The sequence below is a fragment of the Thauera phenolivorans genome, from assembly GCF_001696715.1.
Classification (GTDB): Bacteria; Pseudomonadota; Gammaproteobacteria; order Burkholderiales; family Rhodocyclaceae; genus Thauera; species Thauera phenolivorans.
The window spans coordinates 666,765-690,938 of sequence record NZ_MBFM01000001.1 but is presented as its reverse complement, the minus strand read 5'-3'; the positions used below and the strand labels follow the sequence as shown (position 1 = coordinate 690,938).

Here is a 24,174-nt window from a genome sequence, read left to right as displayed (position 1 = left end):
TGGCGGTGCCATGGCGAGGGTAACACAGCAACTTTAATGCCAGTATCAAAACAGGGCCGGCGCGCTGCGTTCATGCGGGCGATCCGGAGGGTCGCGTCCTCATGCCAGCCGCAGGCGCGTCGCCAGGCCGGTGCGGCGGACGACGAGTTTCTCGAACTCCGCGACGGCGAACACCAGCAGGCCTGCCGCCAGGACCTTGGTCCATTCCAGCGGGTTCAGCCCCGCGGAGCCGAAGATCGCCTGCATCGGTGGTGCGTGCGTGTAGGCGATCTGCAGCGGGATGCAGGCGGCGATCGCGAGCAGGACGTAGCGGTTGCCGGTGAGGCCCTCGAGGCTCAGCACCGGGCGCAGGATGAAGCGGCTGTTGAGCAGGTAGAACATCTCGGCCGCCACCACGGCATTGACCGCCATCGTGCGTGCGGTGTCGATGCCGGTGCCCGCGTTCACTTCCCACAGGAAGAGGCCGAGCGCGCCGGTCATCATCAGCACCGACACCATCAGCACGCGCCAGACGAAGAAGCCCGACAGCAGGGCTTCGCCGGGCCGACGCGGGCGCCGCCTCATGATCCCGGGTTCGGCCGGCTCGAAGGCGAGCGCCAGGCCGAGCGTGCTCGAAGTCACCATGTTGATCCACAGCACCTGGGCGGGCGTCAGTGGCAGGGTCAGATCGAACAGGATGGCGGCAATCACCACCAGCGCCTCGCCGCCGTTGGTGGGCAGCATGAACAGGACGAATTTCTTCAGGTTGTCATACACCGCGCGGCCTTCGCGCACCGCGCTGGCGATGGTGGCGAAGTTGTCGTCGGCGAGCACCATGTCCGCCGCCTCCTTGGCCGCCTCGGTCCCCTTCAGGCCCATCGCCACGCCGACGTCGGCGCGCTTGAGTGCGGGGGCGTCGTTCACCCCGTCGCCGGTCATCGCCACCACCTGGCCGTGGTCCTGCAGCGCCTGCACCAGGCGCAGCTTGTGCTCGGGCGCGGCGCGCGCGAAGACGTCGACTTCCATCGCGACCCGGCGCAGGGCGGCGTCGTCCATCATCGCCAGCTCGGCGCCGGTGATCGCCGGCTTGCCCACTCCGATCGCCAGCTGTGCGCCGATCGCGCGCGCCGTTTCGGCGTGGTCGCCGGTGATCATCTTCACGCGGATGCCGGCCCGATGGCATTCGGCCACCGCACGCATCGCCTCCTCGCGCGGTGGGTCGATGATGCCGGCGAGGGCGAGCAGGGTGTAGCCCGTCTCGGTGTCGGCGACGCTCAGGCGTTCGCCCAGTGGCGCGGCGCGCTTGCATGCCAGCGCGAGCAGGCGCAGGCCCTGGGCGGCGAGGTCGGTGCCCATGCGACGCCAGTAATCGACGTCCAGCGGCTGCGCGCCGTCGTGGCCCCACTGCGCGCGGCACATGTCGAGGATCCGCTCGGGCGCGCCCTTGACGAAGATCCACGGCTCGTCGTCGCTGTCGCGGTGATAGGTGGCCATGAAGCGGTGCTGCGATTCGAAAGGAATCGTGCCGAGGCGCGGCCAGGCCGGATCGCCGAGATGCTGGCTGAAGCCGATCTTTGCGCCGAGCACGAGCAGCGAGGCTTCGGTGGGGTCGCCCTCGACCCGCCAGCGGCCGTCTTCGTCGCGCAGACGGGCATCGTTGCACAACACCCCGGCGCGGATCGCGATCGCCAGCGCCGGGTAGCGCTCGGGGTCGATGATGCGGCCGGCGATGCTCAGGTCGCCCGCCGGCGCGTAACCGACGCCGCCTACCGAGAACACGTGGTCGGCGCTGACCACGCGCTGCACGGTCATCTCGTTGCGGGTGAGGGTGCCGGTCTTGTCCGAGCAGATCACCGTCACCGAGCCGAGCGCTTCGACCGCCGGCAGGCGGCGGATGATCGCCTTGCGCCGAGCCATGCGCTGCACGCCCAGCGCCAGCGTCACCGTCATGATCGCCGGCAGGCCTTCGGGGATCGCGGAGGCGGCCAGCGCCACCACCATCATGAACATCTCCGCGGCACTGTGCCCCCCCCACACGGTGCCGAACACGAAGGTCGCCGCCGCCACGCCGAGGATGGTCAGCGCCAGGAGGCGGCCTAAGCGATCGACCTGGCGCAGCAAGGGCGTGGTCAGGCTGCGGATGTCCGACAGCATGCTGTCGATCTTGCCCAGCTCGGTCGCAGCGCCGGTGCCGACGACGATGCCGCGCGCCTGCCCGTACACGACGAGGGTGCCCGAGTAGGCCATGCCGCAGCGGTCGCCGAGGGGGGCATCGGCGACCACCGTTTCGGCGCTCTTCTCGACCGGCAGGGACTCGCCGGTGAGGGCGGCCTCCTCGACCCGCAGCTCGGTCACCGTGACCAGGCGCAGGTCGGCCGGAACGCGGTCACCGGAGGCGAGCGCGACGAGGTCGCCCGGCACCAGTCCGGCGGCTTCGATCTCCTGCGCCCGTCCGCCACGGATCACGACCGCGTGCGGCGAGAGCATCGCGCGAATGGCATCGAGCGCCGATTCGGCCTTGCCTTCCTGGATGAAGCCGATGATGGCGTTGACGATCACCGCCATCATCAGTACGCCGGTGTCGATCCAGTGCCCGAGCACGGCGGTGATGACGGCCGCCCCCATCATCACGTAGAGCAGGATGTTGTGAAACTGCAGCAGCAGGCGCAGCAGGGGGCCGCGCCGCTTAGCCGGGGCGAGGCGGTTCGGTCCGTAGCGTTCGAGCCGGTGGCGGGCATCGGCCTCGCTCAGGCCGCGCACACCGGTCTGCAGCATCTGCGCAACCTGTGCCGTGGGCAGGGTGTGCCACTGAATCGGCGCCTCCACGGGGCTTGCGTCCTGGCGCCTGGTCATCCGGGGGGCCTCCTCTCGATCGCAGCAGAAGTTAGGCGATTCAACCCAGATCGCTCGAAGATTGCCGGAGATTCTAGCAGCCGAGCGTCCTGGGCTGCATTCGATGCGGCGATCTCGAGGGCGGTCGGAACGCTGATCCTGGCCTGCAGCGACTGCTGCCGCGCGATTGCCCGCGGCCTGTACGTCGGGTTGCGTTACGCTGCCTCCCGGCTCGTGCCGATCGCGGCGACGGGCTTCAAGCTTTCACCGGAGCGGCCGCCGAAGGCGCTCCCAACCGGAGGGCAAGCATGATGAACGGGACCCTGAAGGGAAGGTCGGCGGTCGTGACCGGCTCGACCAGCGGCATCGGCCTCGGTATCGCGCGCGCGCTGGCCGCTGCCGGTGCCAACGTCATGCTCAACGGCCTGGGCGAGGCGCGGGAGATCGAGACGATCCGCGCCGAGATCGAGGGTCTGCACGATGTGAAGGTCCGCTATTCGTCCGCGGACATGTCCCAGGCCGCGCAGGTCAGGGACATGATCGGCCAGGCCGAGGCCGAATTCGGCGCGGTGGACATCCTCGTCAACAACGCCGGCATCCAGTTCGTGTCACCCGTCGAATCCTTCCCCGAGGAGAAGTGGGATGCGATCCTGGCGATCAATCTTTCGTCGAACTTTCATTCGATCCGCGCCGCACTGCCGGGTATGCGGCGGCGCAACTGGGGGCGCATCATCAACGTGGCCTCCGCGCACGGGCTGGTGGCGTCGCCGTTCAAGTCGGCCTATGTCGCCGCCAAGCACGGCGTCGTCGGGCTGACCAAGGCGGTTGCCCTGGAGGCGGCAGAAAGCTCGGTGACCTGCAACGCGATCTGCCCGGCCTACGTGCGGACGCCGCTGGTCGAAGACCAGATTCGCGACCAGGCCAGGGCGCACGGCATGTCCGAAGAGGACGTGGTGCGCGAAGTCATGCTCGCGGCGCAGCCCAACAAGCGTTTCGTGGAGATCGACGAACTGGGCGAGCTCGCGGTTTTCCTGTGCTCGCCGGCGGCCTCTTCGATCACCGGGGTCGCCTTGCCGGTCGATGGCGGGTGGACGGCGAAGTAAGGCACTGATCCTGCCGGCGGGCGGGTGGATTCGATCGCGCTCGCGGTACACGTGCAATCTGAAGGGAGGTGATGCAATGCAGTTCACGAAGCTCAAACAGGTACGCTTTTCCCACTGCGATCCCGCCGGGATCGTGTTCTATCCGCGCTATGCGGAACTCTGTAACGAGACCGTCGAGGACTGGTTCCGCGAGGCGATCGGCGTCGATTTCCACCAACTCCACGAGAAGCTGCGGCTGGGCGTCCCCGCCGTCAGCCTCGAAGTCCAGTTCCTGCGGCCGAGCACCTACGGGGAGCAGCTGAGCTTCTCGCTGCAGGTGCTGGAGATCGGCAAATCGTCGATGACGCTCGGGATATCCGCGTGTTGTGGTGAGGAGGAGCGGGTCCGGTTCCGGCTCAAGGTCGTCCTCGTCTCGATGGAAAGCATGAGAGCGGTGCCGATCGACGACGCGTGGCGGACCCGCTTCTCCGCCTTCCTCGGCTGAGGGCCGGGGCCGCGTCAGTTGCGGTTGGCCAGAAGCACGAAGTCGTTCCTTTCCATCAGCCACGACACCACGACGCCGGCCACCAGGCCCCAGAAGGCGGCGCCGATGTTGAACAGGCTGATGTCGGCGACGGTGACCAGCAGGCTGACCAGCGCGCCGAGGGTGAACCGGCCGCCGGCGAAGGAGCCCATGAAGGCGCCCTGCAGCACGCGCAGCATCGCCAGGCCGCCGAGCACCATGATGAATTCCGCCGGGGTGGCGAGCATCAGGCCGGTGAAGGTCGGCGCCATGAGGCCGAACAGCACGCCGAAGACGCCGAACACGAGGGCGGCGGTGTATTGCCGCTCGAGCTTGCCGGACGAGGTCAGCAGGGCGTTGCTCGGCCCAGTAAGGCAGGTGCTGACCGCGCCCACCGCGGCGCTGAGCGCGGCGCCGATGCCGCAGGCGACCGCGATCGTGTTGACCGGCGGCTCGTGCCTGGCCGCCTTCAGCACCGCGACGCCCTGGCCGTTCTGCACCACCAGCACGGTGATCGCGAGCGGCACCACCAGTTCGACCAGCGCCGCCACCGACCACACGGGCGCCTGCACCACCGGCGCGGCGAAGGCGAAGCTGCCGAGGTCGGCGGCGTCGAGCTGGCCGAGCACGCCGACCGCGATCGCGCCCACCACGAGGGCGCCGATCAGCGGCGGGATGCGCTTGCCCAGCGCCGCATTGGCCGACAGGAGCAGGAAGGCGATCACCATCGGCGCGGCGATGGCGACGTTGCTGTGCAGCGCGCGCACGAGGTCGAGGCCGAAACGCAGGAACACGCCCGCCACCATGCCCATCACGATCGGCATCGGCAGCGAGGACATCAGGCGCTTGACCCAGCCGGTGGCGCCCATCACCAGGATCAGCAGGCTGGTGACGTAGAAGGCGCCGATCACCTCGGCGAAACTCAGGTGCTGCAGCGCGGGGCCGACCAGCACCGTGCCGGGAATGGTCCACGCGAAGCCGAGCGGCGACTTGTAGCGCCAGCTCATCGCGATCGTCACCAGGCCGTTGATGAAGAAGACGCCGAACACCCAGGACGCCAGCTCGGCGTCCGTCAGACCGCCGCGGGTGCCCACCGAGAGGATGATCGCGAGCGGCCCGGTGGCGGAGAAGATGAAGGCGATCAGGCCGTTGGCGAAGTAGGTGAGGCCGGAGTCGGCGAGGATCTGGCGCAGCGAGGGGGCGCGCACGCTGGGACGTTCAAGATGGGAAATCACGCGGGGTTCTCGACGGTTGGCATTGTTTTGGGCGGAGCGCCGCCGGATGGCCGCCTGCGCGCGCCCCGGCACGTTCAGCGCGCATCTTAATTTCTTCCATTGTTCAAAAGAACAGGAATGCGTTGAATTCAGCGTTCGTGAATCCTGAATGATTCGGCCCGATCGGGGCTTCAGCCGCCGCCGCCGCGTGCCGGCTTGCGCTTGCGCTCGGCGCGCGCCGCCGCTTTCTGAGCCGGCCGGCCGCCGGGGTCGGCCTGCTCGAGCCACAGCAGGGTGTCGATCCAGGACAGGAAGTGTTCGAGGTAGCCGGGCGAGATCGTGCGCATCTGCTTGACCGCCTGCAGCACGAGGAAGTGCGAGTTGAGCGGACCGGCGTTCTGCGGCGCCTGCGCCAGGGCGCGGGACACCTTGCGCTCGACGCCCAGGCGCGCCCAGGTGGCGCGGAAGTAGTCGAGCTCCTGCTGCGCTCCGCCGTCGTCACCCTCGCCGCGGCGCGACTGCTCGCGGATGTGGGCAAGCAGCGCGGCGAGCGGTGATGCGTCTTCGGGCCCCACCCCGGTGGTGTCGCTCATGAGCCGGCGTGCTCCTCGCGGGCCGTCTTCGGCACCGGCGCCATTTCCACCCGCCGGTTGCGCGAGCGTCCGGCGTCGTCGGCGTTTGAGGCCACGGGCTGCTCGGCGCCGAAGGCGGCGGCGAACACGGCCGAGGAGGGCAGCCCTTCCTCGATCAGGGCGCGCGTCACGGTCAGCGCGCGCTGGGCGGAGAGCTCCCAGTTGTCGGCGAACTGGCGATTGCTCGCGAGCACCGGGCGATCGTCGGTGAAGCCGCTCACCATCAGGATCTCCTCATGCACCGAGAGGTAGGCGGCGAGCGGCGGTGCGAGGCTCTTCAGCAGCTGGCGGCCCTCTGGCTGCAGGGTGTCGGAGTTGAGCGCGAACAGCACGCTGCCGCTGATGCCGATGCGGCCGTCGTCGAGGGTCACGCGCCCGGCGGCGAGCGGCGCCGCCAGGGCCTGCTCGAGCGCCTGGCGGCGCTGCTCCTCGACGCGGCGCTTCTGCACCTCGGTCTCGAGGCTGCTCATCAGCTCGAGCTGGACCCCGAGCACGCCGACCAGGATCAGCACGAAGGCGCCGAGCAGGCCCGACATCAGGTCGCCGAAGACCGCCCAGGCCGGGCCCGAATGCTCGATGCCGGCGTCGATCTCGTCCATCCTCAGGTCTCCCCGGCGAGCGCCGACTGGCGCGCGGAGAGCCGCTGCAGGTCTTCGAGGATCTGCTTCTGCGACAGGATGCTGAGGTCGACGATCTCGCGCGCCTGGGCGACGTAGTAGGCGAGCTGCTCGTCGCTGCGCGCGAGCGACCTGTCGAGTGCGCCTTCGATGCGCTCGAGCGAGTCCATCATCCGCTCGCTGGAGGCGCCGAACAGCGCGACCGCGCCGGCAAAGGCCTCGCCCAGGCTGGCGACCTCGAGCGCGCCCCCGCTCACCCGATCGGCCACCGTGTCCAGGTGCGCGCTCTGCGTCTCGATGCGCTCGGCGAAGCCCGCGCCGGTGCGCTCGAGCATCGCGCTGGAGGACGCCACCAGGGCGTCGATCGCCTGCCGCTGCTCGCCGGCGGCGTGCTTGATCGCGGCCAGCAGGGTGTCGAGCGTTTCCATGATGCGGCTGCGCTCGTCGAGCAGCGCGTTGTCGCGCGCGAGGCTGGCCGAGAGTTGCTGGCGCAGCTGGCCGATGACCTCGGCGGCGACGCGCGGGGCTTCGGCCGCGCTCTGCACCAGCCGGCCGACCTCCTCGATCGTGCTGCGGGCCTGGGCCTCGGTCGCTGCGGCGAGGCGGCGCGCGGTGTCGTCCAGGGTCTGGCACAAGTGCGCCTCGCGGGCTTGGGCCTGCGTGCCCGCCTCCCGCCATTCCTGCTGCAGCGCGGCCGCCATCGACTCCACCGAATGGCGCATCGCCGCCAGCCGTGCCTCGTCCTGTTCGGCCGAGGCGCGGTGGGCGACCGCGTTCGCCTCGCGCACCGCGTCCAGCAGCTCGGTGGCGCGTTGCGCGAAGTTCGCGGCGAAGCCGTCGAGCTGGGTCGCGATCGCGTCCCCGACCTGCGCCTGTAGGGCGGCGGTCTCGCGCGCGATGGCGGCCATCGTGGCCTCCACCGCGGGCTCGATGGTCTCGCCGGCGAGGCGGGCGCTCGCGCTCAGGCTCTCCTTCAGCGAGCGGTCGACCGAGGCGGCGAGCGCGCTGTAGGTTTCGCCGGTCTCGCGGTGGAAGCGATCCTGGCCGGCGAGCAGACGCGCGCCGGATTCCTCGTTGTGGCGCTCGAGCTGGGTCATCATCGCCTCCAGCCGGTCGACCACCAGAGGCAGGGCGGCGGCCTGCTGCTGCAGCGCCTTGAAGTTCTCCTGGCGCTGGTGGGCGAGCGAGAAGCCGCGCAGTTCGGTGGCGATGCGGGTGTCGAGCAGCTGGCCGGCGCGCAGCCGTGCGCGCCGGCACAGGGCCGAGACCAGACCGAGCATGGCGGACGCCGCGACGCCGGCGACCGAGGTGCCGAAGGCCACGCCGAGCCCCTTCACCGGGGCGGCGAGCGCGCTGCGGATGGTCTGCAGGTCGGTGGTGCTCTCCAGCGCGAGCACCGCGCCCTGGAGTGTCACGACCATGCCGAGGAAGGTACCCAGCATGCCGAGCAGTACCAGCAGGCCGACCAGGTAGGGGGCCAGCGCGGGTCCGGGCAGGCCGGCGCGTTCGCCCTCGATCCTCAGCCGCACCGGGTTACGCAGCGGGGCGGGCAGGCGCTCGAGCCAGGCCCCGAGGTGGGGCAGGTTCGCCGGGACCGCGGCGAGAGCGCGCTCGAGGGCGACGGTCGCGCGATCGAAGCGCAAAAGTTCGAGCGCGCCCGCCAGATAGACGGCGCCGATCAACGCGGTCATCGTCAGCGCCAGCGTGCTGGTGCCGACGTAGCCGACGCCCACCCAGGCCACGGCGGCAAGCCCGATGAAGAAGGCCGCCACACAGAGAATTCGGTTCATCGTCAGCCTTTCGTGTCGTTGTCGAGCGCCTCGATCAGCCCGGCGACCGGCTGCAGGCGCAGATCCAGCTCGGCCTGCAGCACCGCCTGCATGTCCTTGCGAAAGCCGGCCAGCCAGTCCGCGGCGTCCCCCGTCGTCGCACCCTCCGGCGCCGTCGGTTGCGCGACCCTCGCAGCCGTCCCGAGCTGCTCGAAGCGGGCCGCGAGGAGCGCCGGCAGCGTCGCCAGCAGGCTGCGCTCGCGCGCGGCGAGCGCCTGCTCGAGCACCGCATCGAGCGCGGCGAGGCGCGCCAGTGCGGGCGAGCGCTTCGCCACCGTCGCCCGCACCGTCGCGCGCAGCGGACCGATGGCGGCGATCATCGCGCGCTGATGGGCGAGATGGCAGCGCTGGTAGGGCGCGAAGCCGGCCTCGAGGGCGGGGGGCGGCGCGGCGGACAGCAGCGGCTCGGCGGCGATCGCCGCACTCAGGCCGGCGAGCACGCGGGCGTAGGCCTTGCGTGCCGCCGCACTCGCCGGCGACGCGGGGGTGCCGCCGCCCTGAGCGTGCGCCTGCACCGCGCCGGGATTGAGCGCGGAAAACAGGGCGAGTGCGTCCTTGAGGTCCAGCCACTGACCGAGCCGCTCGGCGAAGGACTGCTTCGGCTCGGGGCCGTCCGTGACGGCCAGTTCGACGAGAGCGCGGACCAGCCGGGAGCTGTCGAGGCGCGTGCGCTGCAATCCTTCCACCATGCCGGGAACCGGAATCGTTCGGCGAAAAAAGCCGCAAGGCTACTACAGAGCGGCCTGGCGGTCACCGGGCACGCACGCACGCGTGGCGTTCCGGCCGGGCGCCGGGCGCCGGATCGTCGGCGACGGCGGCGCGCCTGCCGACCCGCGCTTCTTGTCGCGGGGCGGCGCCGCCGATAAGCTCGGGCGCGAACCATGCCGGCGGGCTTGCGCCCGCGTCCTCTCCTGTCGTCCGGAAGCTGCCCCCATGTTCAGACAACTATTGATCCTGCTGCACCTGCTCGGCGCCTTCGCCTGGGTGGGGGGCATGTTCTTCGCCTACTTCTGCCTGCGGCCGGCGGCCGCGGAAGTGCTCGAACCCGCGAAGCGCCTGCCCTTGTGGTGCGCAGCCTTCGCGCGCTTCCTGCCCTACGTGGCGGTCGCGGTGGCGGTGATCCTCGCCACCGGTTTCGCCCTGTTCGGCGCGGTCGGCTTTGCCGGGGCGCCGCCGGGCTGGCACGCGATGCTGGCACTCGGCCTGCTGATGACGGCGGTGTTCGGCCACATCTGGCTGGTGCGCTTCCCCCGCCTGCGCGCGCACTGCACGGCCTCCGCCTGGCCCGAGGCCGCGCGCGTGCTCGACGGCATGCGCCGCCTCGTCGCCTTCAACCTGGTGCTCGGGGTGGCGACGGTGGTCGCGGCGGCGTCGGCGCGCTGAGGGCGCCGGCCGCGCGGATCAGTCGTTCTTGTAAGGGCCGCTGCCGAAGCCGATCGGCGGCGGGGCGGCGGCGACCAGCTTGGAAAAGATGCGGGCGAAGTCCTCCTCCTTTCCGCCCGGGCGGGTGCCGCCCATCGGGTCCATCTCGGCGCGGATGCCGGCGTCGGCGCGGGCCCAGTCCTCCTCGGTGAAGTGCGCGATCAGCAGCGGCAGCACCTCGCGCTCTTCGGTGAGCATGTGGTTGCGATAGAACTCGGCATAGGCATCGAAGGCCTGGGCGAAGGTCTCGAAGCCGTCGGGCGCGCCGCCGACATACCGGTCGAGCGCCTGCTCGAGCGTCTTGATGCGCGCGTCGGCCTCGGCATGCTCGCGCTCGAGGCGGGCGAGCACCTCGGCGCCTTCACTGGTGCGGGCCTTGAGCGGCTCGAAGAGGTAGCGGTCCTCCTTGGGGTGGTGCCGTTTCTCGGGGTAGGCGTCGAGGTAATGCACCATCGCCTCGAACAGCTTGAAGTCGGGCGTCAGGCGCCCGGCGCGGATCTCGCCGATCATGTGCCGGATCGCATGGATGATCGCCGCGAGCGACTGGTGCTCGTCGAGCAGGGTGCGCATCGCTTCCATCGCTTGTCCTCTTTCGGTGTGGGGTAGGACTCAGGTCGACAGCATCGCCTGATGCTTGCCGCCGAAGCCCAGGTAGGCCTCGATCACGCGCGGATCGTCGGCCAGCTCGTGCGCCGGCCCCTCCATCGCGATCTGGCCGGTCTCTAGCACGTAGGCGTAATCCGCCACCTGCAGCGCGGCGCGCGCGTTCTGCTCGACGAGCAGGATCGACACCCCGCGCCGGCGCAGCTCGGCGATGATGCGGAAGATCTCGCGCACGATCAGCGGCGCCAGCCCGAGGCTGGGTTCGTCGAGCATCAGCAGCTTGGGCTTGGCCATCAGCGCGCGGCCCACCGCCAGCATCTGGCGCTCGCCGCCGGACATCGTGCCGGCGGCCTGGTCGCGGCGCTCCTTCAGGCGCGGAAACAGCGCATACACTTCCTCGAGCGTCTGCTTGTGGTCGCGCTTGCCCATCCGGTAGCGCTGGAAGGCGCCCAGCACCAGGTTGTCCTCGACGCTCATCTCGCCGAACAGCTCGCGCTTTTCGGGCACGAGGTTCATGCCGCGCGCGACCATGCGCTCGACCTCGGGGACGACTTCGAGCGTGCCGTCGAAGGCCACCCGGCCCTTGCTGCCGAGCACGCCCATGATTGCCGACAGCATCGTCGTCTTGCCCGCGCCGTTGGGGCCGATCACGGTGACGATCTGGCCCTCGCCCACGGTCAGGCTGGCGTTGGTGAGCGCCTCGACCTTGCCGTAGGACACGCACAAGTCCTTGATCTCGAGCACCGGGTTGTTCGCGCCGGCGTTGGTCTGTGGGGTCTGTGTCATCGCACGCTCCTCAATCGACGCCGCCCAGATAGGCTTCGAGCACCGCGGGGTTGTTCTGGATCTCGTCGGGCAGGCCCTCGGCGATCTTGTGGCCGAATTCCATCACCACCACGCGATCGACCAGACCCATCACGAAGTCCATGTCGTGCTCGACGATCAGGGTAGCCATGCCTTCGGCGCGCAGCTTGCGCAACAGCTCGCTCAGCGCCGCCTTTTCCTTGAAGCGCAGCCCGGCCGCGGGTTCGTCGAGCAGCAGCAGGCAGGGGTCGGCGCACAGTGCGCGCGCGATCTCGAGGATGCGCTGCTGGCCGAGCGCCAGGCTGCCGGCCTCGTCGAACATGTGGTCCTGCAGGCCGACGCGCTCGATCTGCCTGGCGGCCTCCTTGAGGATGCGAGCCTCCTCGGCACGGTCCAGGCGCCAGGCCGCGCTGAGGACGCCCTTGTCGCTCCTGAGGTGGGCGCCGATCGCCACGTTCTCGAGCACCGTCATCGTCGGCAGCAGCTTGACATGCTGGAAGGTACGGCTCATGCCCATGCGGGCGATCTCGCGCGAGTTGTGTCCGGCCACCGGCTTGCCCAGGAACAGCACCTCGCCCGAGGTCGGGGTGTCGACGCCCGAGAGCTGGTTGAACATCGTGCTCTTGCCCGCGCCGTTGGGGCCGATCAGGGCGAGGATCTCGCCCGCGCGCACTTCGAGGCTCATGTTGTCGTTGGCCACCAGGCCGCCGAACTTGCGGGTGACGTTCTTCGCCTCGAGGATGCGCTCGCCGGCAGCGGGCAGGGTGCGCCGCGGCAGCGGCTCGGCCGCGGTATCGATCGTCTTGGGCGCCGTGCGCACCGGCACGAGTTTCTTCAGGATCGGCCACACGCCCTCGCGGGCGCGGTGCAGCACGAGCACCATCAGCACGCCGAACACGATCATCTCGAAGTTGCCGCTCGAGCCCAGCAGCTGCGGCAGCAGATCCTGTAGCCACTGCTTGAGCACGGTGATCACACTCGCGCCGACGATCGCCCCCCACACGTAGCCCGCGCCGCCGATCACCGCCATGAACAGGTACTCGATGCCGATATGCACGCCGAACGGGGTCGGATTGACGAAGCGCTGCATGTGCGCGTACAGCCAGCCCGAGGCACAGGCCAGCAGGGCGGCGATGACGAAGATCACCATGCGCGCGCGCGCGGTGTCGACCCCCATCGCCTCGGCCATCACCCGCCCGCCCTTGAGCGCGCGGATCGCGCGCCCCTCGCGCGAATCGAGCAGGTTGTGGGTGGTGAGCATGGCCACCAGCAGGAAGGCCCAGATCAGATAGTAGATCTCGCGTCCGTCGTCGAGCGCCCGGCCGAACAGGGTGATCGGCGGAATGCCGCTGATGCCGGTATGCCCGCCCAGGCTCTGCATGGTGCCGAACAGGAAGTACAGGCTGATGCCCCACGCGATCGTGCCCAGCGGCAGGAAGTGGCCCGACAGCTTGAGCGTGAGCGAACCGAGGACGACCGCCACCGCGGCGGTGATCAACAGGCCCGCCACGAGGGTGAGCCAGGGCGAGGCGCCCACCCAGGCGAGCCAGGCGGGCAGGTCGGTCGCGGTGGTGAGTGCCGCGGTAGTGTAGGCCCCCAGGCCCACGAAGGCGGCCTGGCCGAAGCTGGTCAAGCCGCCCACGCCGGTCAGCAGCACGAGGCCGAGGGCGACCATCGCGTACAGCCCGATGTAGTTCAGCAGCGTCACGTAGTAGGGCGACAGGATCGCCGGCACCACGAGCAGCAGGACGAGAAAGACGCCGAGTACGAGCCGGCTGGAGAGCAGCGCGGGGCGCCGTCTGGCGGCGGACGCATCGGACGGCACGGGATCTGCGGGCAGACGCACGGTCATTCTTCTTCCTCCACATGCCCGGTGTTGAGCGAACGCCACAGCAGCACGGGGATGATCAGGGTGAATACGATGACTTCCTTGTAGGCGCTGGCCCAGAAGGAAGAAAAGGATTCCAGCAGGCCCACGAGCAGGGCGCCGAGCGCGGCGATCGGATAACTCGCCAGGCCGCCGATGATGGCGGCAACGAAACCCTTCAGCGCGATCAGGAAGCCGGTGTCGTAGTAGATGGTGGTGATCGGCGCGATCAGCACGCCCGACAGCGCGCCGATGAAGGCGGCCAGGAAGAAGGTGAGCTTGCCCGCGAGTGCCGGCGAGATCCCCATCAGCTGGGCGCCGACACGGTTGATCGCGGTCGCGCGCAGCGCCTTGCCGTAAAGGGTGCGCTCGAAGAACTGGTACAGCGCGCCGATCAGCAGCGCCGACACCACCAGCACCCACACCGTCTGGCCGGACACCATCAGGGTGCCGAGTTCGAAGCTGGCATCGCTGAAGGCGGGCGTGCGCTGGCCCTCGGCGCCGAAGAAGAGCAGACCGAGACCCACCATCGCGATGTGCAGCGCCACCGACACGATCAGCAGGATCAGCACCGGCGCCGAGGCCACCGGCTGGTACATCAGGCGGTACATCTGCGGTCCCATCGGCACCACGATCGCCAGCGTCAGGAACACCTGCACGAGCAGCGGCAGGCTGGCCACCGGCAGCATGGCCATGATCGCGGCAAGTGCCAGCGGATAGATCAGATTCCAGCCCGCCACGGCCGCCGCGCGCCGATGGCGGCCCGCCCTGAGCGCCGCGCCGGCGTCGAACACCGTGACCAGCACGCCCATCGCCACCAGCAGCCAGACCGTCGCCGGCACCGTGCCGGCCTGCATCATCGCCAGGGTGAGTGCGCCGTAGGCGACGAACTCGCCCTGCTGGATGAAGATCACGCGCGTCACCGCGAACACCAGCACCAGTGCGAGCGCCAGCAGCGCGTAGATCGCGCCGTTGGTGATGCCGTCCTGGCCCAGGATCAGCGCAATTGACATGTCCATGGCTAAGCCTCTTGTCGGCGAACCCGCTCGGGCCGCCGCATTTGAATGGATGCTCCGGGAATGCCGGACAGACGCGCGGCAGGGCGCTGGGCGCCCCGGCCGCGGCGGATGCTTACTTCAGGAGGGACCAGGAGCCGTTGCGGATCTCGATCATCACGCGCGAGCGCTCGTCCAGGCCGAGGTGGTCTTCGGCGCTCATCGTGTAGATCCCGGTGGCGCCGGCGACTTCCTTGACGCCCTCGAGCGCGTCACGCAGCGCGGCGCGGAATTCGGCCGTGCCCGGCTTGGCGTTCTTGAGCGCGACCGGGGCGGCCGCCTCGAGCAGCACGCCGGCGTCCCAGGCGTAGGCGCCGAAGCTCGACACCGAGCCCGCGCCGTTGGCGGCCTCGTACTTCTCGACGTACTTCAACGCAGAGGCCTTCACCGGATGGCTGTCGGGCAGGCTGCGGGCCATCTGGACCGGGCCGACCGGCAGCAGGGTGCCTTCGCAGTCCTTGCCGCAGATGCGCAGGAAGTCGTTGTTGGCGACGCCGTGGGTCTGGTAGATCGGACCCTTGTAGCCGCGCTCGCGCAGGCTCTTCTGCGGCAGGGCGGCGGGGGTGCCCGAACCGGCGATGAACACCGCGTCCGGCTTCACCGACATCAGCTTCAGCGCCTGTCCGGTCACCGAGGTGTCGGCCGGATTGAAGCGCTCGTTGGCGACGATCTGAATGCCCTTGTCGTCGGCGAGATTCTTGAACTGCTCGTGCCAGCCTTCGCCGTAGGCATTGGCGAAGCCGATGAAGGCGACCTTCTTGATGCCGTTCGCGAGCATGTGCTCGACGATCGCGCTCGCCATCTGCAGATCGTTCTGCGGCGTCTTGAACACCCAGCGCTTCTGGTCGTCCATCGGCGAGACGATGCGCGCGGAGGCCGCCATCGAGATCATCGGTGTGCGCGATTCGGCCACGACGTCGATCATCGCCAGCGAGGCCGGGCTGGTGGTCGAGCCGACCAGCACGTCGACCTTGTTCTCGTCGATCAGCTTGCGCGCGTTCTTCACCGCGGTGGTGGTGTCGGAGGCGTCGTCGAGGACGATGTAGTTCACCTTCTCGCCGCCGATCGTGGTCGGCAACAGCGAGATGGTGTTCTTCTCGGGAATGCCGAGCGAGGCGGCCGGGCCCGTCGCGGACAGCACGACGCCGACGTTGATGTCGGCCTGGGCGGCGCCCGCCGCGAATGCGAGGCCGATGGCGGCCAGCAGGGTGTTGCGCAGTTTCATGATGTCTCCTCGAGTGGTGTTGCAGTCTGCCGGAAGCCTTCCTCCGGGGTTTCGTTGCGCCGCGTAGCGTGTTTACCGATCCGCCCTGGACGCACTCGCCTTGCCCACGGGGAGCTTCGGCTCCCTCGATCCGGGCTGGTTTCTTATTTCAGAATCTATTCTGCGAATTAGAATTGATACAAAAGCCTGCGTCAAGGAAAAATTCTGTATCGAATTGCGCGGGCCCATGAGTTCGCTGGCGCAACGGCGGCATGCTCACCGCTCCGCGTCCGTTTCTTCGTCCGGCGAGGCGCCGAGGCGCGCGGACAACGCCTGCGCCGAGCGGCGAAGTTCGGCGAGCGTGCGGCTTTCGGCGCCGAGGTCGAGCGAGCGTTCGACGCCGACGACCGCGATCGCCATCGTGATCTCGTTCTTGAAGTTGAAGACCGGCGCCGCGGCCGCTTCCACCCCGCGCGCGAAATAATGGTCCGAGATGATCGCCATGCCCTGCGCCTTCACGTCGGCGAGCAGCGCACGCGCCTCGGCGAGGGTCGTGATCCCCTCGGGGCTCTTGCCGCTTTCGATCTCGCGGCGCAACAGGGCCTCGGTCTGGTGCTCCGGCAGGTACGCACTGAACACCCGCCCGGCGGCCGACGTCAGCAGTTGAAGGTTGGTTCCGGTGACCACGTTGACGGTGACCGGGCGGCGCGGCCGCTCCCACCGCACCACCACCGGGCCGTTTTCGCTCCACACCGCGAGCGATACCGTCTCGTTGGTGCGGTCGCGCAGCTCGGTGATCGCATTGAGGCCGAGCCGGATACGGTCGAGGCGGTCGAGCGCGACCAGCCCGAGGTTGAGCGCAAAGGGCCCGAGGTCGTAGCGCGAGCTCAGCCGGTCCTGTTCGACCAGGCCGCTGCGGATAAGGCTCACGAGGTAGCGGTGGGCCTTGGACGACGGCATGTCCGCCGCGAGCGCGATGTCCTTGAGCATCATCGATCGCCTGCCGGTCGCCATCGCCTTGAGGATGTTCATGCCCACTTCCAGGGACTGAACGCCGTGCTTGCCTTCGAGTTCGTCGCTCATGATCGGATCGTGCTCAAAGTTATGTACTATGGAATGAATTATGAGATCTGTAAGATAACCCGAACTGGAGGAGAAGAATGGGAAACCTCAAGGTCTATGCGATCGACGGCATCGTGCCGGTGGTTCATCCGAGCGCCTATGTGCACCCTTCGGCGGTGCTGATCGGCGACGTCATCGTCGGCGAGGGCTGCTACGTGGGCCCGTGTGCCAGCCTGCGCGGCGATTTCGGGCGGCTGATCCTCGAGCGCGGGGCCAATGTGCAGGATACCTGCGTGATGCATGGCTTCCCCGGCACCGACACGGTGGTCGAGGAGGACGGCCACGTCGGCCATGGGGCGGTGCTGCACGGCTGCCGCGTGGGGCGCAACGCGCTCATCGGCATGAACGCGGTGATCATGGACAACGTGGTGATCGGCGAGGAGTCCATCGTGGCGGCCTCCGCCTTCGTCCGCGCCGGCGTCGAGATTCCGCCACGGGTGCTGGTGGCGGGGATGCCGGCGAAGGTGGTGCGCGAGCTGACCGCTGACGAGGTGCGCTGGAAGGGCGAGGGCACGGCGACCTATCAGGATCTGACGCGGCGCTGCCGGGCGACGATGGTCGAGACCACGCCCTTGAGCGCGGTCGAGCCCGATCGCAAGCGCATCCACATGCCCGACGTCGTGCCGCTCGTGGCGCTGAAGAAGAAGGAAGACTGAGCGCAGCCCGGCGGCCGCCGCGGCGCACGGGCCGTTCAGCGCAGCGGATCGGCGTCGCGGAAGCGTTCGAGCAGCAGTTCGGAGGCCGCGGGCGTGCGACCGTCGGCGAGCTGCAGATGGGCCTCGAGATGGCGCTCGGAAGCGGGCAGCAGTCGCCGGTAGAGGTCCCTGCACAGCAGACGCGCCCGCTGGCCGGGCCAGTCGGTGGCGAGCAGCACCTCGGGGAGCGCTGGATCCCTCAGCAGGAGGCGACGGTAATCATGGATCAGCAGCAGCCGCAGCAGGAACGCAGTCTGATCGTCGGTCTCGCCAGCGCCGTCGCGCAATTGCGCCAGCATCGGCTGGTAGCGCTGCACGAACTCCTCGTACGTCGCCGCCAGCCGCGTCAGGTCCCATGCGCCGTTCACCATCTGGACGTCGCTCGCGCCCGAGCCGAGGGTGGCGTCGGCCGCCATCAGCGGCTTCAGCCGGGGCAGCAATGCGGCCAGACCCTCCGCCGTCAGGGCGTCGAAGGCGGCGATCAGGTCGGCGCTCGGGTGTACGAAACAGTCGCCGCCGAGCAGGCCGAAGCCTTGCCAGAACAGCGCCTGGCGCAGCTTTTCCCTTTCCTTCGCGGCGAACTCCCCGACCGTGACGATGAGGCGCCAGCGGCGATCCCATTGCCGCGCGGTGGAGGTGTAGATGTGGCGCGACGCTTCCTCGATGCGCTGCCGTCCCGACAGGGTGAGCAGGTAGTCGGTGCGACGGCCGCAAGGCTGGCTCGCCAGCCAGTCGTCCTTGGCGAGGCGGAACACCGAGGTGCGCACCAGCCTTTCGTTCAGGCCGAGCGGCTCGAGCAGCCGGATCAGGCTGCCGAGCCAGATCCGGCCGCCGCGCGGCACGATCGCATCACCGAACGCCGAAATGATCAGCGAGCCGGCGTGCACGCGGTCCTGCCGGCGGAAGTCGTCGATGCGTTGCTGGATCGGCTGGGGCACGTCGTTTGCGGTTTTCGGGTGTTCGAGGCGCGCGGAGTGTATCGGCTCCTCGACGCGGCGCAAAGCGCGGCCGCGGCGAATGGCGGTCAGGGAGGCGGTCGGCATGGTCGGTTGGGGGGCTTTGAGGGCGCCGAGCGGCTTCTCGAGGACGGCCCGCCCGGACTTGAGTTGCGTGTTGAGTAAGGGTCTTAAAATGATACCAAAAGAATCGATAATGTATGAGATATTGTATCTCAATGACGGTCTCGCTTGCCGCGATCAGGATTCCAGCTTTTTTCTTTTAATGCAGAATACATCAAAAAAATAAAGGTAAAGTGCTGTTAATAATTGAATTTATATCTTCGTAAGACGTTCTGGAATGTAGAAATCAGGTTTTGCTACGGATACTTATTGGATACGATCTATTGACATGAACAATATGGATTCGTATCGTTTGTACCCATGGACCCCCGACCCGGAGAGAGACCAATGACCCATCCCCTGCTCGAAAAGCACCGTGCCACCCTCGTCGGCGCACTTCAGGCGATCGCCACACGCGCCTACTGGACGCCCTTCCCAGAGATGCCCAGCCCCAAGCTCTACGGCGAAACCGCCGCGGAAGACGGCAAGCGCGCGTTCGAGGCCCACCTCGGCAAGCAGTTCGAGCTCGGGCAACCGGGGCAGACCGGCTGGCACGGCAAGGAGTCCTCGCCCTACGGCGTCGCGCTCGACGTCGAGTACCCGGTGTGCGAGCCCGAGGCGCTGATCGCCGCCGGGTCCGAGGCGATGCAGGGCTGGCAGGCGGTCGGGGCCGAGGGGCGCACCGGCATCTGCCTGGAGATCCTCGATCGCCTCAACAAGCAGAGCTTCGAGCTCGCCCATGCGGTCATGATGACCACCGGCCAGGGCTGGATGATGGCATTCCAGGCGGGCGCGCCGCACGCGCAGGACCGCGGCCTGGAAGCGGTCACCTACGCATGGCGCGAGCAGAGCTTCGTGCCGAGCGAGGTGATCTGGGAGAAGCCGCAGGGCAAGAACCCGCCGCTGCGCATGCAGAAGCACTTCCAGATCGTCGGTCGCGGCGTCGGCCTGGTGATCGGCTGCGGCACCTTCCCGACCTGGAACACCTATCCCGGCCTGTTCGCCGCGCTCGCCACCGGCAATGCGGTGATCGTCAAGCCGCACAGCAACGCGATCCTGCCGGCCGCCATCACGGTGCGCACGATCCGCACCGTGCTCGCCGAGAACGGCATCGATCCCAACCTGGTCAGTCTGTGCGTCGCCGACAAGCGCACCACCACCCAGGGGCTCGCCACCCACCCGGCGATCAGGTCGATCGACTTCACCGGCAGCAACGTGTTCGGCCAGTGGCTGGTCGACAACTGCCGCCAGGCGCAGGTCTATGCCGAGCTGGCCGGCGTGAACAACATCGTCATCGATTCCACCGACAGCTACCGGGCGATGCTGAACAACCTCGCGTTCACCCTCTCGCTGTACTCGGGTCAGATGTGCACCACATCGCAGGCGATCTTCGTGCCCGCCGGCGGAATCGAGACCGAGGACGGCCACAAGAGCTACGACGAGTTCTGTGCCGATCTCGCGCGTTCGGTCGAGCGCTTCCTGTCCAAGCCCGAGGTCGCCCATGCGGTGCTGGGCGCGATCCAGTCCGCCGACACGGTGGAGCGGATCGACGTCGCCAACAGCGGCGAGCTGGGCAAGGTCGTGCTCGCCTCGAGCGCGCTCGAAAACCCGGACTTCCCTGCGGCCAGGGTGCGCACCCCGGTGCTGCTGGCCTGCGACGCCGAGGACGAGCAGCTATACATGGAAGAGCGCTTCGGCCCGATCAGCTTCATCGTCAGGGTCGCCGACACCGCAGCCGCGATCGCGCTGTCCGAGCGTGTCACGTCCACCCACGGGGCGCTGACGGTCGGCGTGTATTCGACCCGGCAGGAGGTGATCGACGCCATGACCGAGGCCACCTGGCGCAGCAAGGTCGCGCTCTCGATCAACCTCACCGGCGGCATCTTCGTGAACCAGTCGGCGGCGTTCTCCGACTACCACGGCACCGGCGGCAACCCGGCGGCCAACGCCTCCTATTCGGATTCGGCCTTCGTCGCCAACCGCTTCCGCGTCGTCCAGCGCCGCTACCACGTCTGAGGAGAGGTCATGGACTATCGAAACATCCTTTTCTCGGTCGAAGCGGGCGTCGCCCGCCTGACGCTGAACCGTCCGGACAAGCTCAACAGCTTCACGGGCGAGATGCATGCCGAGCTGCGTGACGCACTCGACCGCATCCAGGCCGACAGCGCGGTGCGCGTGCTGGTGCTGAGCGGCGCCGGTCGCGCCTTCTGCGCCGGCCAGGACCTCGCCGATCCCGACATGTCGACCCTGCCCGACGGGCGCATGCCCGACATCGGCAGCGTCGTCGAGAAGAACTACAAGCCGCTCGTGCTGCGCCTGCAGAACCTGCGCGTGCCCACGATCGCCGCGGTCAACGGCATCGCCGCCGGTGCCGGTGCGAGCGTGGCGCTCGCCTGCGACCTGGTGCTGGCGACGAAGTCGGCCTCCTTCCTGCAGGCGTTCAGCAAGATCGGCCTGGTGCCCGACACCGGCGGCACCTGGTTCCTGCCCCAGCGCGTCGGCATGGCGCGTGCGATGGGACTGGCGATGCTGGCCGACAAGCTGCCCGCCGAGAAGGCCGCCGACTGGGGCCTGATCTGGGCCGCTTACGAGGACGCCGAGTTCGCCGCCAGGGTCGACGCGATGGCGGCACAGCTCGCCACGATGCCGACCAAGGCGCTGGTGCGCACCCGCCAGGCGATGCATGCGGCGCCCGGCCATACGCTCGAGCAACAGCTCTCCTTCGAAGGCGGCTTCATGCGCGAACTCGGCTGGAGCCCCGACTACGCCGAGGGCGTCGCCGCCTTCATGGAAAAGCGCGCGCCGAAGTTCACCGGGGAATGAGCGTGACCGACACTCAAACGACAACACAGTCCGCCTCGCCCCTCCCCGCATCGGCCGTCATCGCCGTGGTCGGCACCGGCGCGATGGGCGCCGGTATCGCCCAGGTCGCGGCCGCAGCCGGCCACGTGGTCAAGCTGCTCGACAACCGCCCCGGCGCGGCCGGCAAGGCGATCGAGGGTCTCCGCGCCCAGTTCGGCAAGCTCGTCGACAAGGGCAGGATGAGCGCTGATGCCGCCCAGGCCGCCGGCGAGCGCCTGGTCGCCGTCGAGCGCCTCGCCGAGCTCGCCGACGCCGCCCTGGTGGTCGAGGCCATCGTCGAGAACCTCGAGGCCAAGCAGACGCTGTACCGCGATCTCGAGGACATCGTCGGCGCCGATTGCATCTTCGGCACCAACACCTCGTCGATCTCGGTGACCTCGATCGGCGCCGCGCTGAAGCGTCCCGAGCGCCTCGCCGGCCTGCACTTCTTCAACCCGGCGCCGCTGATGAAGCTGGTCGAGGTCGTCTCCGGCCTCGCCACCGAGCGCGCCGTCGCCGACACCCTGCACGCCACCGCCGCCGCCTGGGGCAAGACGCCCGTACATGCACGCTCGACACCGGGCTTCATCGTCAACCGCGTGGCGCGACCCTATTACGCCGAAGCGCTGCGCATCCTCAACGAGGGTGGCGGCGACTGCGCGACGCTCGACGCAATCATGCGTGACGCTGGCGGCTTCCGCATGGGGCCGTTCGAGCTCATGGACATGATCGGCCACGACGTCAACTTCGCCGTGACCCGCTCGGTGTGGAACGCTTTCTACAATGATCCGCGCTTCACGCCGTCGCTGATCCAGCAGGAACTTCTCGAGGCCGGTTTCCTCGGGCGCAAGAACGGACGCGGCTTCTACGATTACCGCGAAGGCGCCACGCGCCCCGAAGCGCAGGTCGCTGTGGCGCAGAACGCACCGGCCGAGATCGTGCTGCATGGTCATTCGGCCGCGGTGCATGCGATTGCCGACCGCCTGTTCGAGCGCAACATCGCCCACACCTGGGGCGAGGCCAGCGATGGCCGGATCGCCGAGGTCGGCGGCGCGGTCGTCTTCGTCACCGACGGTCGCACCGCGACCCAGCGTGCCGCGGAGACCTGCATCGACAACGTGGTGCTGATCGACCTCGCGCAGGACTACGCGACCGCCACCCGCATCGCCGTCGGCGCTTCGATCAACTGCTGGGCGCCGGCCCTGGGTGCGGCGATCGGCCTGCTGCAGGCCGCCGGTTTTTCCGTGTGCCGCCTCGGCGACACCCCGGGCCTGGCGGTCATGCGCACGGTCGCGATGCTCGCCAACGAGGCCGCCGACGCGGTGCACCAGGGCGTCTGCGACGCGGCCGCGGCCGACGCCGCGATGCGCCTCGGCGTGAACTACCCGCGCGGCCCGCTCGAATGGGCCGACCGCGTCGGTCTGCCGACCATCAGCACCGTGCTCTCGAACCTCGCCCGCTTCTACGGCGAGGACCGCTATCGCGTCTCGCCGCTGATCCAGCAGCGCGTCTTCGCCGGAAAGAAGATCCATGACTGACATGCACGACATCCCCACCGATCCGCAGGCGCTGGCCGAAGCCGTCGCTGAAGCGATGTGGTCACGCGACCGTGCCGCCCAGGCGCTCGACATGCGCATCGACAGTGTCGGCCCGGGGCGCGCGATGCTGAGCATGCCGGTGCGCGGCGACATGGTGAATGGCCATCACATCTGTCACGGCGGCCTGATCTTCTCGCTCGCCGACACCGCCTTCGCCTACGCCTGCAACGCCTACAACCGCAACACGGTCGCCTCGGGCTGCAACATCGACTTCGTCGCCCCCGGCCGCGAAGGCGACACCCTGCAGGCCGAAGCGGTCGAGCGCTCCTTGTCCGGTCGCACCGGTGTCTATGACGTCACCGTGCGCGACGGCGCGGGCAACACCGTCGCCCTGTTCCGGGGCAAGAGCTACCGCATCGCCGGCGAGGTGATCGCCGGACTCGCCGCAGAGAAAGCCTGAGCGGGCCGGAACGGCCCCGCGCCCACAGAGAGAAAAGGAGGAGACAACACCATGCCCGTGAAGACCCCCCAGCCCGGGGATCTCGAGCCGATCGAGACGGCCAGCCGCGACGAGATCTCCGCCCTGCAGCTTCAGCGCCTGCAGTGGTCGGTACGCCACACCTACGACAACGTCGCACCCTACCGCAAGCGCTGCGAGGAGGCGGGCGTCCACCCCGACGACCTCAAGTCGCTGGCCGACCTCGCCAGCTTCCCCTTCATGACGAAGACGGACCTGCGCGACAACTATCCCTTCGGCCTCTTCGCCGTGCCGCGCGAGAAGCTCGCCCGGCTGCACGCCTCGAGCGGCACCACCGGCAAGTCGGTGGTGGTCGGCTACACGAAGAACGACCTCGACCACTGGGCCGACGTCGTCGCCCGCTCGCTGCGCGCCGCCGGCGTGCGCGCCGGCGACATGGTGCATAACGCCTACGGCTACGGCATGTTCACCGGCGGTCTCGGCGCCCACTACGGCATCGAACGGGCCGGCTGCATCGCGGTGCCGATGTCGGGCGGCCAGACCGAGAAGCAGGTCCAGCAGATCATGGACTTCAGGCCGGACGCGATCATGGTCACGCCCTCCTATTCCCTGGTGATCGCCGAGGAATTCGAGCGCCACGGCATCAAGCCGGAGGAAATCTCGCTCAAGGTCGGCATCTTCGGCGCCGAGCCCTGGGGCGAGGGCATGCGGGGCGAGATCGAGCGTAAGCTCGGCATCGACGCGGTCGACATCTACGGCCTGACCGAAGTGATGGGTCC

20 protein-coding genes and 2 pseudogenes are annotated in these 24,174 nt (G+C 68.8%); 9 read left to right on the top strand and 13 right to left on the bottom strand.

Translation table 11 applies throughout. From position 1 onward, the window contains the following. Positions 1–99: 99 nt before the first annotated feature. A complete protein-coding gene (locus BB334_RS03240) occupies positions 100–2,832 on the bottom strand; it encodes a cation-transporting P-type ATPase (RefSeq protein ID WP_068804243.1) in 2,733 nt (910 codons plus the stop codon). Between the two features lie 287 nt (positions 2,833–3,119). On the opposite strand from BB334_RS03240, the gene BB334_RS03235 reads away from it, so the two are divergent. Together BB334_RS03235 and BB334_RS03230 are read left to right on the top strand one after the other, a co-directional pair. Then, a complete protein-coding gene (locus BB334_RS03235) occupies positions 3,120–3,914 on the top strand; it encodes a 3-hydroxybutyrate dehydrogenase (RefSeq protein ID WP_068804241.1) in 795 nt (264 codons plus the stop codon). 76 nt (positions 3,915–3,990) lie between these two features. Next, positions 3,991–4,398 (top strand): acyl-CoA thioesterase, encoded by a 408-nt coding sequence (locus tag BB334_RS03230; protein ID WP_068804234.1) that lies wholly within the window; start codon positions 3,991–3,993, stop codon positions 4,396–4,398. Positions 4,399–4,412: 14 nt separating this feature from the next. Here BB334_RS03230 and BB334_RS03225 read toward each other — a convergent pair whose 3' ends face one another. The 5 genes and pseudogenes from BB334_RS03225 to BB334_RS03205 all read right to left on the bottom strand — a co-directional run bounded on the left by BB334_RS03225 (position 4,413) and on the right by BB334_RS03205 (position 9,397). Further along, positions 4,413–5,651, bottom strand: coding sequence for a benzoate/H(+) symporter BenE family transporter (locus BB334_RS03225; protein WP_068804232.1), 1,239 nt, complete (start codon positions 5,649–5,651; stop codon positions 4,413–4,415). A 170-nt stretch (positions 5,652–5,821) separates the two neighbouring features. Then, a pseudogene (locus BB334_RS03220) lies at positions 5,822–6,325 on the bottom strand (DUF2894 domain-containing protein); the annotation flags it as partial. After that, entirely contained in the window at positions 6,220–6,861 is a 642-nt protein-coding gene (locus BB334_RS03215; protein WP_068804228.1) for an OmpA family protein, read from the bottom strand. The pseudogene BB334_RS03220 and the gene BB334_RS03215, both read right to left, overlap by 106 nt. A 2-nt stretch (positions 6,862–6,863) precedes the next feature. Continuing rightward, positions 6,864–8,669 (bottom strand): coiled-coil domain-containing protein, encoded by a 1,806-nt coding sequence (locus tag BB334_RS03210; RefSeq protein ID WP_068804226.1) that lies wholly within the window; start codon positions 8,667–8,669, stop codon positions 6,864–6,866. 2 nt (positions 8,670–8,671) lie between these two features. After that, positions 8,672–9,397 (bottom strand): DUF3348 family protein, encoded by a 726-nt coding sequence (locus BB334_RS03205; RefSeq protein ID WP_068804224.1) that lies wholly within the window; start codon positions 9,395–9,397, stop codon positions 8,672–8,674. A 244-nt stretch (positions 9,398–9,641) separates the two neighbouring features. Here BB334_RS03205 and BB334_RS03200 point away from each other — a divergent pair, with 244 nt between their 5' ends. Continuing rightward, complete coding sequence (locus BB334_RS03200; RefSeq protein ID WP_068804222.1) at positions 9,642–10,091, top strand: CopD family protein; 450 nt, start codon at positions 9,642–9,644, stop codon at positions 10,089–10,091. Between the two features lie 18 nt (positions 10,092–10,109). On the opposite strand, the gene BB334_RS03195 is transcribed toward BB334_RS03200, so the two are convergent. The 6 genes from BB334_RS03195 to BB334_RS03170 all read right to left on the bottom strand — a co-directional run bounded on the left by BB334_RS03195 (position 10,110) and on the right by BB334_RS03170 (position 16,746). Further along, entirely contained in the window at positions 10,110–10,709 is a 600-nt protein-coding gene (locus BB334_RS03195; RefSeq protein ID WP_068804220.1) for a hemerythrin domain-containing protein, read from the bottom strand. 30 nt (positions 10,710–10,739) lie between these two features. Continuing rightward, positions 10,740–11,519, bottom strand: coding sequence for an ABC transporter ATP-binding protein (locus tag BB334_RS03190; protein ID WP_068804218.1), 780 nt, complete (start codon positions 11,517–11,519; stop codon positions 10,740–10,742). 10 nt (positions 11,520–11,529) lie between these two features. After that, positions 11,530–13,323 (bottom strand): branched-chain amino acid ABC transporter ATP-binding protein/permease, encoded by a 1,794-nt coding sequence (locus tag BB334_RS03185; protein WP_068804462.1) that lies wholly within the window; start codon positions 13,321–13,323, stop codon positions 11,530–11,532. 62 nt (positions 13,324–13,385) lie between these two features. Further along, complete coding sequence (locus tag BB334_RS03180) at positions 13,386–14,423, bottom strand: branched-chain amino acid ABC transporter permease (protein ID WP_068804216.1); 1,038 nt, start codon at positions 14,421–14,423, stop codon at positions 13,386–13,388. A 112-nt stretch (positions 14,424–14,535) separates the two neighbouring features. Then, the gene (locus tag BB334_RS03175) at positions 14,536–15,684 is read right to left on the bottom strand and encodes an ABC transporter substrate-binding protein (RefSeq protein ID WP_068804214.1); all 1,149 of its coding nucleotides are present in this window, start codon (positions 15,682–15,684) and stop codon (positions 14,536–14,538) included. Between the two features lie 255 nt (positions 15,685–15,939). Beyond that, on the bottom strand, positions 15,940–16,746 hold the full coding sequence (locus tag BB334_RS03170; protein WP_068804211.1) for an IclR family transcriptional regulator: 807 nt from the start codon (positions 16,744–16,746) through the stop codon (positions 15,940–15,942). A 77-nt stretch (positions 16,747–16,823) separates the two neighbouring features. Here BB334_RS03170 and paaY point away from each other — a divergent pair, with 77 nt between their 5' ends. Beyond that, positions 16,824–17,441, top strand: a complete 618-nt coding sequence (paaY, locus tag BB334_RS03165; protein ID WP_068804209.1) for a phenylacetic acid degradation protein PaaY — start codon at positions 16,824–16,826, stop codon at positions 17,439–17,441. A 35-nt stretch (positions 17,442–17,476) separates the two neighbouring features. Here paaY and paaX read toward each other — a convergent pair whose 3' ends face one another. Beyond that, positions 17,477–18,418 carry a phenylacetic acid degradation operon negative regulatory protein PaaX gene (gene paaX, locus BB334_RS03160; protein WP_232756632.1) on the bottom strand — a complete coding sequence of 314 codons (942 nt, stop codon included), beginning with the start codon at positions 18,416–18,418 and terminating at the stop codon, positions 17,477–17,479. A gap of 468 nt (positions 18,419–18,886) precedes the next feature. Here paaX and paaN point away from each other — a divergent pair, with 468 nt between their 5' ends. From paaN to BB334_RS03135, 5 genes and pseudogenes are all read left to right on the top strand, one after another. Beyond that, positions 18,887–20,554, top strand: a complete 1,668-nt coding sequence (gene paaN / locus BB334_RS03155) for a phenylacetic acid degradation protein PaaN (RefSeq protein WP_068804207.1) — start codon at positions 18,887–18,889, stop codon at positions 20,552–20,554. A gap of 9 nt (positions 20,555–20,563) precedes the next feature. Beyond that, positions 20,564–21,361, top strand: a complete 798-nt coding sequence (paaG, locus tag BB334_RS03150) for a 2-(1,2-epoxy-1,2-dihydrophenyl)acetyl-CoA isomerase PaaG (protein ID WP_068804205.1) — start codon at positions 20,564–20,566, stop codon at positions 21,359–21,361. Beyond that, the gene (paaH, locus tag BB334_RS03145; protein ID WP_068804202.1) at positions 21,358–22,917 is read left to right on the top strand and encodes a 3-hydroxyacyl-CoA dehydrogenase PaaH; all 1,560 of its coding nucleotides are present in this window, start codon (positions 21,358–21,360) and stop codon (positions 22,915–22,917) included. The genes paaG and paaH overlap by 4 nt, the downstream gene beginning before the upstream one ends. Continuing rightward, on the top strand, positions 22,910–23,377 hold the full coding sequence (paaI, locus tag BB334_RS03140; protein ID WP_068804200.1) for a hydroxyphenylacetyl-CoA thioesterase PaaI: 468 nt from the start codon (positions 22,910–22,912) through the stop codon (positions 23,375–23,377). The genes paaH and paaI overlap by 8 nt, the downstream gene beginning before the upstream one ends. Before the next feature lie 51 nt (positions 23,378–23,428). After that, a pseudogene (locus tag BB334_RS03135) lies at positions 23,429–24,174 on the top strand (phenylacetate--CoA ligase); the annotation flags it as partial.

Bases quoted from the DNA above. Each gene is read 5' to 3' on its own strand.
- BB334_RS03240 (WP_068804243.1), bottom strand. From the start codon at position 2,832: ATGACCAGGCGCCAGGACGCAAGCCCCGTGGAGGCGCCGATTCAGTGG.
- BB334_RS03235 (WP_068804241.1), top strand. From the start codon at position 3,120: ATGATGAACGGGACCCTGAAGGGAAGGTCGGCGGTCGTGACCGGCTCG.
- BB334_RS03230 (WP_068804234.1), top strand. From the start codon at position 3,991: ATGCAGTTCACGAAGCTCAAACAGGTACGCTTTTCCCACTGCGATCCC.
- BB334_RS03215 (WP_068804228.1), bottom strand. From the start codon at position 6,861: ATGGACGAGATCGACGCCGGCATCGAGCATTCGGGCCCGGCCTGGGCG.
- BB334_RS03210 (WP_068804226.1), bottom strand. From the start codon at position 8,669: ATGAACCGAATTCTCTGTGTGGCGGCCTTCTTCATCGGGCTTGCCGCC.
- BB334_RS03205 (WP_068804224.1), bottom strand. From the start codon at position 9,397: ATGGTGGAAGGATTGCAGCGCACGCGCCTCGACAGCTCCCGGCTGGTC.
- BB334_RS03200 (WP_068804222.1), top strand. From the start codon at position 9,642: ATGTTCAGACAACTATTGATCCTGCTGCACCTGCTCGGCGCCTTCGCC.
- BB334_RS03195 (WP_068804220.1), bottom strand. From the start codon at position 10,709: ATGGAAGCGATGCGCACCCTGCTCGACGAGCACCAGTCGCTCGCGGCG.
- BB334_RS03190 (WP_068804218.1), bottom strand. From the start codon at position 11,519: ATGACACAGACCCCACAGACCAACGCCGGCGCGAACAACCCGGTGCTC.
- BB334_RS03180 (WP_068804216.1), bottom strand. From the start codon at position 14,423: ATGGACATGTCAATTGCGCTGATCCTGGGCCAGGACGGCATCACCAAC.
- BB334_RS03175 (WP_068804214.1), bottom strand. From the start codon at position 15,684: ATGAAACTGCGCAACACCCTGCTGGCCGCCATCGGCCTCGCATTCGCG.
- BB334_RS03170 (WP_068804211.1), bottom strand. From the start codon at position 16,746: ATGAGCGACGAACTCGAAGGCAAGCACGGCGTTCAGTCCCTGGAAGTG.
- paaY (WP_068804209.1), top strand. From the start codon at position 16,824: ATGGGAAACCTCAAGGTCTATGCGATCGACGGCATCGTGCCGGTGGTT.
- paaN (WP_068804207.1), top strand. From the start codon at position 18,887: ATGACCCATCCCCTGCTCGAAAAGCACCGTGCCACCCTCGTCGGCGCA.
- paaG (WP_068804205.1), top strand. From the start codon at position 20,564: ATGGACTATCGAAACATCCTTTTCTCGGTCGAAGCGGGCGTCGCCCGC.
- paaH (WP_068804202.1), top strand. From the start codon at position 21,358: ATGAGCGTGACCGACACTCAAACGACAACACAGTCCGCCTCGCCCCTC.
- paaI (WP_068804200.1), top strand. From the start codon at position 22,910: ATGACTGACATGCACGACATCCCCACCGATCCGCAGGCGCTGGCCGAA.